Raw genomic sequence first — 6,809 nt, 5'->3', positions numbered from 1 at the left:
GCAAGTCGATGGCGAGGTCTATAGCCGAGGACAGCGTCCTTTGGTGGTCGGGGCCCAAGCGTCCGAGGTTGCGTTCGTAGGCTTGTTGGAACAGCGGCAGCGCGCGCCAGGGGTCACCGCGGGGTCTGCAGGTAGTCGCCGCTCTTGGTCAGCAGCCAGCATGCCTGGTGCTCGTCGGCGTGGGCGTAGGGCCCGGTGCTGACCGCGAGGGCATGGGGCAGCAACTGCGCCCACATCGGCCAGGTTTGCGGGCTGTTCCACGGAACCTCCGGCGCCTCCGCCCGCACCAACAACGCCGCCACCGAACCGAGGTACGTGCCCACACTGGGAGCGTGCCACCGATGCGCTCTGGGGACACGGTTACGGCCACTTGCAGCCAACTCGGCGCACGCCCCCGGATTCTTCCGACCGTGGACGAAGCCCGACCTGTGGAGACGGACTCCACCGGACCGCGTCGAAAGCTCGCGACCCAATCGCAAGGCGAAGGCTGCCCAGGCCGTCGTCAGGCCGTCGAAGGTCGGAGAGCGCCCAGCGGAGCTGAGAAGTGTCGAGCAGCTTCGGCCCAGTTCGGAGCAGGTCCTGTCGCGGTCGGCGCAGGTCGGCGACGACCCGCGACAGATCTACGACATCTTCGAGGGCACCGAGCAGATCCAGCAGCTCGTGATCGCCCGCTCGATCTCCGGGCGGCACATCGCCTGAGCCTCGCGGGCACCGGGGCCGGTCTCGCCCGGCGATCCCCGGTCCTGGCGTCTGTCAGGCCGGCTTGACAGTCAAGCCGGCCTGACGGACGCTGCGGCGATGACCACGCCGCACGCACTCGACCGCGAGCTCACCCTGCGCACCGCCGTGGCGCGGTACGACGACCTGCGCCTGCGCGACTCCCTCGTCGATCCCGACGACCCCGACGGCGTCGTGCCGCTCGATCGGGCGGAGGCGCTGGAACTGCTCGCGCTGGGCGAGCTGATCGCGCGCAAGGCCGTCGCCGGACGCCAGCTGACGGTGCGGTCGGCCCGGGCGGCCGGGGCGTCGTGGGCGCAGATCGGACGGGCGTTGGACACGACCCGCCAGGCCGCGTGGGAGGCGCACACCCGCTGGATCGACGCCCAGGTCCGGCAGCGCGACGTCGTGACGCAGCTCGGGTTCGACGACGTCGACGCGGCTCGGGCACGAGCGCTCGCGGGACGTCCCGACGAGGACGACGACGCGACCCCGTGATCGTCGGGAGCGCAGCCGCCGACGGCACCGTCCCCTCGCGGGTGCGGCACCTGCTGGCCGTCGCGGTGGTGATTGGGCTGCTGGGGGCCTGCGGTGGGACTCCGGCACCACCGGCGCCGACGTCGGCGCCCCCACCCGCGGGCGACGCGGAGGGCGGCCGCGTGGCCGGGGCCGGGCTCGGGCCGCTGCCGACCACCGCCCCGGGGGCATCGACGTGGACGGCGTGGCCCGAGGCGATGCACGACGCCCGCCACGGCGGGGTGTCGACCGGCGACGGGCCCCGCGCGGGCCGGGTGCGCTGGCACCGCGCGCTGGGCGCGCCGGTGGAGGCCGGCGCGGTCCTGGGGGCCGACGGCACGATCTACACCGCCACCAACGCCGGGGTGCTGCACGCCGTCGACCCCGCCACCGGCGCCGACCGGTGGACCTACGACGCCCACCGGCCCGATCCCGACGAGGCCGATCTGTCCGTGTCGGCGCTGGTGCTGCCCGACGGGACGGTGCTGTGGGGAACCCCCGCCCACGACCTGGTCGCCCTGTCCCCGGCGGGGGTGCTCCTGTGGTCCCAACCGCTGCCCGGCCGGGCGACGTCGCCGGTCACCGCGGACGGTCGACGCGTGTACGTCGGTGACACCGCGGGCGGGGTGAGCGCGCTCGACGTCGCGGCCGGCGCGCACCGGCCGGCGTGGACGGTCGACGTGGGCTCGACGTCCTACGGGTCGGTGGTCACCGATGGAGCGGGGCGGCTCTACACGACCGCGGACACCGCGCTGATCGCCCTCGACGACCTGGGCGCCTCCGGGCGGGTCGCCTGGCGTGCGGACCCCGGCGACGGCATCAGCGAGGTCTCGGCCGGGCTCTCCCCCGACGGCACCGTGCTGCTGGGCACCAACGGCACCCGCGAGTGGGCCTACCGCCGCGACGGGACCCTGCGCTGGAGCGCTCCCGCCGTGATCACGTACTCCTCACCGGTCGTCACCGCCGACGGGTACGCCTACCTGGCCGACCACGCCGGACGGGTGCGAGTGGTCCGCGCCGCGGACGGTTCCCCGGCCGCGAGCTACGAGCTGCACCCGCCCCGGCAGATCTGGAGCTCCGTCGTGGTCGACCGGGCACGACAGGTGTACTTCGGCACCCAGCAGGGACACCTGCTCGGGGTCGCACCGGACGGGTCGGTGCTGTTCGACCTTCCCCTCGGCGGCCCGATCGACGCGTACCCGGCGATGACCGCGGACGGCGCCCTGATCGTCGGTGACCGCGACGGCGGCCTGACGGCCGTCACCTGAGGCGTGCACCCACGTCGAGTCCTCGCGGGGAGACGACGTGTCTGATGCCCGAGCAGGTCCGAGAGCACTGCTCTTGACGAGAGCGTCGCTCTCGTCGATGCTGTGAGCACTGCTCTCGCATCGGAGGTCCACCGTGGTCACCGCCCCCACCCGTCCGGCCGTCCCCCGCGCCGTCACCGCGCCCGCGGTGCTCCTGGGGCTCGCGGGCCTGCTGTTCGTCGTCTACCCCGTGGTGCGGCCGTACGGGGACGCCGCGCCCGCCGGCGAGGCCGCGGCGTTCTCCTCGACGGCCTGGGTCGTCGCCCACCTCGCGGCCGTGGCCGGGTTCGTGCTGGTCGGGCTCGCCCTGCACGGGTTCGGCCGGGCCGCCGAGGTCACCTGGTGGGTCGGGACCGGCCTCGTCCTGCCCTACTACGGCGCCGAGGTGTTCGCTCTGCACGTCCTCGGGCAGCGGCTGTCGGGCCCGCAGCTCGCCGAGGTCGCCGAGGCGATCCGGCTCGGTCCCGTCGCGGCCGTGGTGTTCGTCGCCGGGCTCGTCGCGCTCGCCGTCGCCGGGGTGCTGCTCGTGGCGCGGGAGGGCGTCGTGGCCGTGCCGTTCGCCGTCGCGATGATCGGCTTCCTGCCGCAGTTCTTCGCCGGCCCCGAGGTGCGGATCGCGCACGGCGTGCTCCTCGGCGTCGGGCTGGTCCTGCTCGCCGTGCGGGCGGCCCGCCGGGCGGCGTGCCCCGGACCGGGCCCGGGGATTGCCGGTAGGTGACGGCGGGCACACGACCTGAACGCCCCGACCCGCGGAGGACCGCATGGCCGTCGACACCTCCATCCCCGCCGACTCCTCGGGAGCGCAGCACCAGCTGACCGAGGCGCTCGGCACGGACTTCTTCTCGGTCCGCCACCAGTTCACCGACGCGCAGTGGGACACCTTCACCGCGGTGCGCCGCTTCGTGGACCACGAGGTGATCCCGCGGGCCGCCGAGGCCTGGGACGCCGCGGAGATGTCGTGGGACGTGATCAATGGCCTCCCGGCCCTCGGCATCGTCGGCGACGACATCACCGGCTACGGGTGCCCCGGCCTCGACCACCTGACGTGCGGGCTGGTGTCGATGGAGCTGGCCCGCGGCGACGGCAGCCTGGCCACGTTCCACGCCGTCCAGTCCGGGCTCGCGATGAAGGCGATCGCGATGCTGGGCTCGGAGGAGCAGAAGCAGGAGTTCCTGCCGGCGATGGCCCGCCTCGACCTGATCGGCGCGTTCGGGCTCACCGAGCCCGAGCACGGGTCGGACTCGGTGTCGCTGGAGACCACCGCGCGGCGCGACGGCGACGACTGGGTCATCGACGGCCGCAAGCGCTGGATCGGCAACGGGAGCATCGCCGGCCGGACGGTGGTGTGGGCCCGCGACGCCGAGACGCAGGCGGTCAAGGGGTTCATCGTCGACACGTCCACCCCGGGCTACGAGGGCACCGTCATCCCCCGCAAGGGCTCGATGCGCTCGGTCTGGCAGGCCGACATCACCCTCGACGGCGTCCGCGTGCCCGACCGCGACCGGCTCCCGGGCGCCGAGACGTTCAAGGACACCGGCCGGGTGCTGGCCACCACCCGCGGCACGTGCGCCTGGATGGCCCTGGGTCACGCGACCGCCGCCTACGACGCCGCCCTGCGCTACACCCTCGAGCGCACGCAGTTCGGGCACCCGCTGGCGTCGTTCCAGATCGTGCAGGAGCGCCTGGTCAAGATGCTGGCCGAGCTGACCGGGATGCAGCTCTACTGCATGCAGATCGCGCGGCTGGCCGAGGAGGGCGACCTCGCGCCGACCATCGCCGGCCTGGCCAAGATGAACAACACCCGCAAGGCGCGCTGGGTCATCGCCGAGGCCCGCGACCTGCTGGGCGGCAACGGCATCCTGCTCGACAACCACGTGATCCGGCACATGGCCGACATCGAGTCGATCCACACCTTCGAGGGCACCGAGACCGTGCAGACGCTCATCGTGGGCCGGGAGATCACCGGCCACAGCGCCTTCACGTAGCCGTCCGGCCTGCCCCAGGCGGCCGCAGCTCCACCGGCGACCCGCCGTGGGACGCAGGATCGCCCCGATCCGGGTCCTCAGGACCCGGTTCTCCGACGTGTGTCGCGAGCCGGTGTCCCGGAGGTGGCGTTCAGCCCTTCCACCACTTCGGGCCCTTCACCTCGACGGACCCGAAGGCGACCCGACCGGTCACGACGACGTGCGGCCGCCCGTTCGCCCGTCCGTCGCGGCGCTTGTCCTCCACGCTGCCCGCCGTCGCGCTGACCGCGTCGAGGGAGGCGCTCGCGGTGGGTGGCAGCCGGAGCTCGACCGAGCCGAGGGTCATGTCCACGTCGATCTCGACGACCTCGTGGTCGATGACGGCCTCGGTGAGGTCGAGCTCCGCGGACCCGAGCCACCCGTCGATCTCCAGCCGGCGCGGCACCGCCCACGTCCCGGAGCGCTTGACCGAGGCGAGCCGCGCGTGCAGCGCGACGGTGCCGCTGGTGTCCCCGGCGGCGTAGGCGGCGCGGGTCTCGTCGGGCGGCGTGGTCGCGGCGCCGGACCGGGACGGCCGTGACTCGGCCGCGGTCCGGGCGCGGGCCCGGTCGGGGTGCTCGAGGGGCAGGTCGACGACGAGGCCGTTGAGCTCCCGCCGCGTGCGCGCGGTGGTGGCGAGCCCGGAGCGCCGGTCGAACTCGAGGGTGTCGATCAGCCCCCGCGACACCGCCTCCTGCAGCAGGCCCACGACGTGCTCCCGGTCGTCGTGGTCGACGGGCAGGTCGGCGGGGCTCGGCGGCAGGTCGCCCGAGCGCGGCGGGACGGTCTCCCGCTCCGTGACGGCCTCCGGTTCCGTGACGGTCTCCGGCTCGACGGCGGGCGGCTCGTCCGAGGCCGGAGCGGCCGGGGCGTCCACGGGGGTGGGGATGGCGGTGGGCGCCTGCTCGCGCCGGTCCTCGTCGGTCATGGACCCAGCCTGGCGTCGTGGCCGGGGCCGCACCTCCGGGTCGGACCCTGAACTCCACCCCGGGTCGTCCCCGGTCCCCATCGCGTCGTCTCGGGCCGTATCGCTCCTTCTCTATACAGCCGCAGACGACGGGAGAGATCAGACGGCGCCCGACCCGGCCGGTTCGCGCCGCGCCGGCCCGGGCAGGACCGGCATCGCCTCGTAGCCGCGCAGGATGCGGGTCGGGCGACGGCGGGCCTCCCCGGCCGGCGCGAGGTCCGGGAAGCGCTCGAAGAGGGCGCGGAGCGCGACCTCGCCCTCCATCCGGGCGAGCGCGGCGCCCAGGCAGTAGTGGATGCCGCTGGAGAACGCGACGTGGTCGCGGGCGTTGGCCCGGCCGACGTCGAAGCGGTCGGGCTCGGGGAAGACCAGCGGGTCGCGGTTCGCACCGGCGAGCACCGTCACCACCAGGGAGCCGGCGGGGATCGCCACGCCGGCCACCTCGGTGTCGCGCCGGGCCCGCCGCGCGGTCCGCGACACCGGGGACTCCACCCGCAGCACCTCGTCGACCGCCGTCGGCCACAGCGCGGGGTCCGCGGCGAGGCGGGCACGTTCCTCGGGGTGGTCGAAGAGCAGCCGGCTGCCGTTCGCGATGAGGTTCACCGTCGTCTCGAACCCCGCCGCCAGCACGAGCAGCGCCGTCGAGACGAGCTCGCGCTCGGTGAGACCGGTGCCGTCGTCGTCGGCCACGGTCACGAGCTGGGAGAGGAGGTCGTCGCCCGGGTCGGCCCGCAGCCGGCGCAGGTGCCCGGTCATCCAGTCGTGCAGGGCGGCGACGTTGCGCTGGACCAGCGACCACCGGTCGTGCGGCAGCCCGAGGTCGAGCGATGCGGCGGCGCCGTCGCCCCAGGTCAGGAACTGCTCGCGCATCGCGGTGGGCACGCCGAGCATCTCCGAGATCACCGTGACCGGGAGCAGGCTCGCGTAGCGCTCGACGAGGTCGACGGGGCCGCCGTCGGGGCGCGCGAGGGAGTCGAGCAGGTCCGCCGCGATCTCCTCGGTCCGCCCGCGCAGCGCGGCGACCCGGCGTGCGGTGAAGGCGCGGGTGACCAGGCGCCGGTACCGGGTGTGGTCCGGGTCGTCGACGGCGAGCATCGACGGCGGGTCGATGGGCCCCGGATGGGGCGGCGGGCCCGCGAGACGGAGGGCGAGCCGTACGGCGGCGGGCATGGCCTCGTCGCGGTCGGCCACGCCGAAGTCCTCGCTGCGCAGCACCTCGGTGCACACGTCGTGGTGCACGCTCACCCGCGAGAACGCGCCGCGGGCGAAGGGCCGCTGCGCGCGCAACCGCTCGTAGTG

At 74.5% G+C, this 6,809-nt stretch carries 7 protein-coding genes; 4 read left to right on the top strand and 3 right to left on the bottom strand.

Going from position 1 to position 6,809, the window contains the following annotated elements; translation table 11 throughout:
* Window positions 1-113: 113 nt before the first annotated feature.
* The gene (locus AC0CYZ_RS24555; RefSeq protein WP_472220208.1) at window positions 114-236 is read right to left on the bottom strand and encodes a hypothetical protein; all 123 of its coding nucleotides are present in this window, start codon (window positions 234-236) and stop codon (window positions 114-116) included.
* A 562-nt stretch (window positions 237-798) separates the two neighbouring features.
* Between AC0CYZ_RS24555 and AC0CYZ_RS24550 the strand changes: the two genes are divergently transcribed.
* From AC0CYZ_RS24550 to AC0CYZ_RS24535, 4 genes are all read left to right on the top strand, one after another.
* The gene (locus AC0CYZ_RS24550) at window positions 799-1,215 is read left to right on the top strand and encodes a hypothetical protein (protein ID WP_472220206.1); all 417 of its coding nucleotides are present in this window, start codon (window positions 799-801) and stop codon (window positions 1,213-1,215) included.
* Complete coding sequence (locus AC0CYZ_RS24545; protein ID WP_472220204.1) at window positions 1,212-2,501, top strand: outer membrane protein assembly factor BamB family protein; 1,290 nt, start codon at window positions 1,212-1,214, stop codon at window positions 2,499-2,501. The genes AC0CYZ_RS24550 and AC0CYZ_RS24545 overlap by 4 nt, the downstream gene beginning before the upstream one ends.
* A 133-nt stretch (window positions 2,502-2,634) precedes the next feature.
* A complete protein-coding gene (locus AC0CYZ_RS24540) occupies window positions 2,635-3,258 on the top strand; it encodes a hypothetical protein (protein ID WP_472220202.1) in 624 nt (207 codons plus the stop codon).
* A gap of 43 nt (window positions 3,259-3,301) precedes the next feature.
* The gene (locus tag AC0CYZ_RS24535; RefSeq protein WP_472220200.1) at window positions 3,302-4,525 is read left to right on the top strand and encodes an acyl-CoA dehydrogenase family protein; all 1,224 of its coding nucleotides are present in this window, start codon (window positions 3,302-3,304) and stop codon (window positions 4,523-4,525) included.
* Window positions 4,526-4,655: 130 nt separating this feature from the next.
* Here the strand turns inward: AC0CYZ_RS24535 and AC0CYZ_RS24530 are convergent, their stop codons facing one another.
* Entirely contained in the window at window positions 4,656-5,471 is an 816-nt protein-coding gene (locus tag AC0CYZ_RS24530; RefSeq protein WP_472220198.1) for a DUF1707 SHOCT-like domain-containing protein, read from the bottom strand.
* Between the two features lie 138 nt (window positions 5,472-5,609).
* A partial coding sequence (locus tag AC0CYZ_RS24525; protein WP_472220196.1) for a cytochrome P450 occupies window positions 5,610-6,809 on the bottom strand: 1,200 nt, incomplete at its 5' end.

It is taken from the genome of Actinomycetospora sp. (assembly GCF_055612215.1).
This window is presented reverse-complemented; position numbering and strand designations above follow the sequence as displayed.

Coding starts and splice junctions, on each gene's coding strand:
- AC0CYZ_RS24550 (WP_472220206.1), top strand. CDS start 799: ATGACCACGCCGCACGCACTCGACCGCGAGCTCACCCTGCGCACCGCC.
- AC0CYZ_RS24535 (WP_472220200.1), top strand. CDS start 3,302: ATGGCCGTCGACACCTCCATCCCCGCCGACTCCTCGGGAGCGCAGCAC.
- AC0CYZ_RS24530 (WP_472220198.1), bottom strand. CDS start 5,471: ATGACCGACGAGGACCGGCGCGAGCAGGCGCCCACCGCCATCCCCACC.
- AC0CYZ_RS24555 (WP_472220208.1), bottom strand. CDS start 236: ATGTGGGCGCAGTTGCTGCCCCATGCCCTCGCGGTCAGCACCGGGCCC.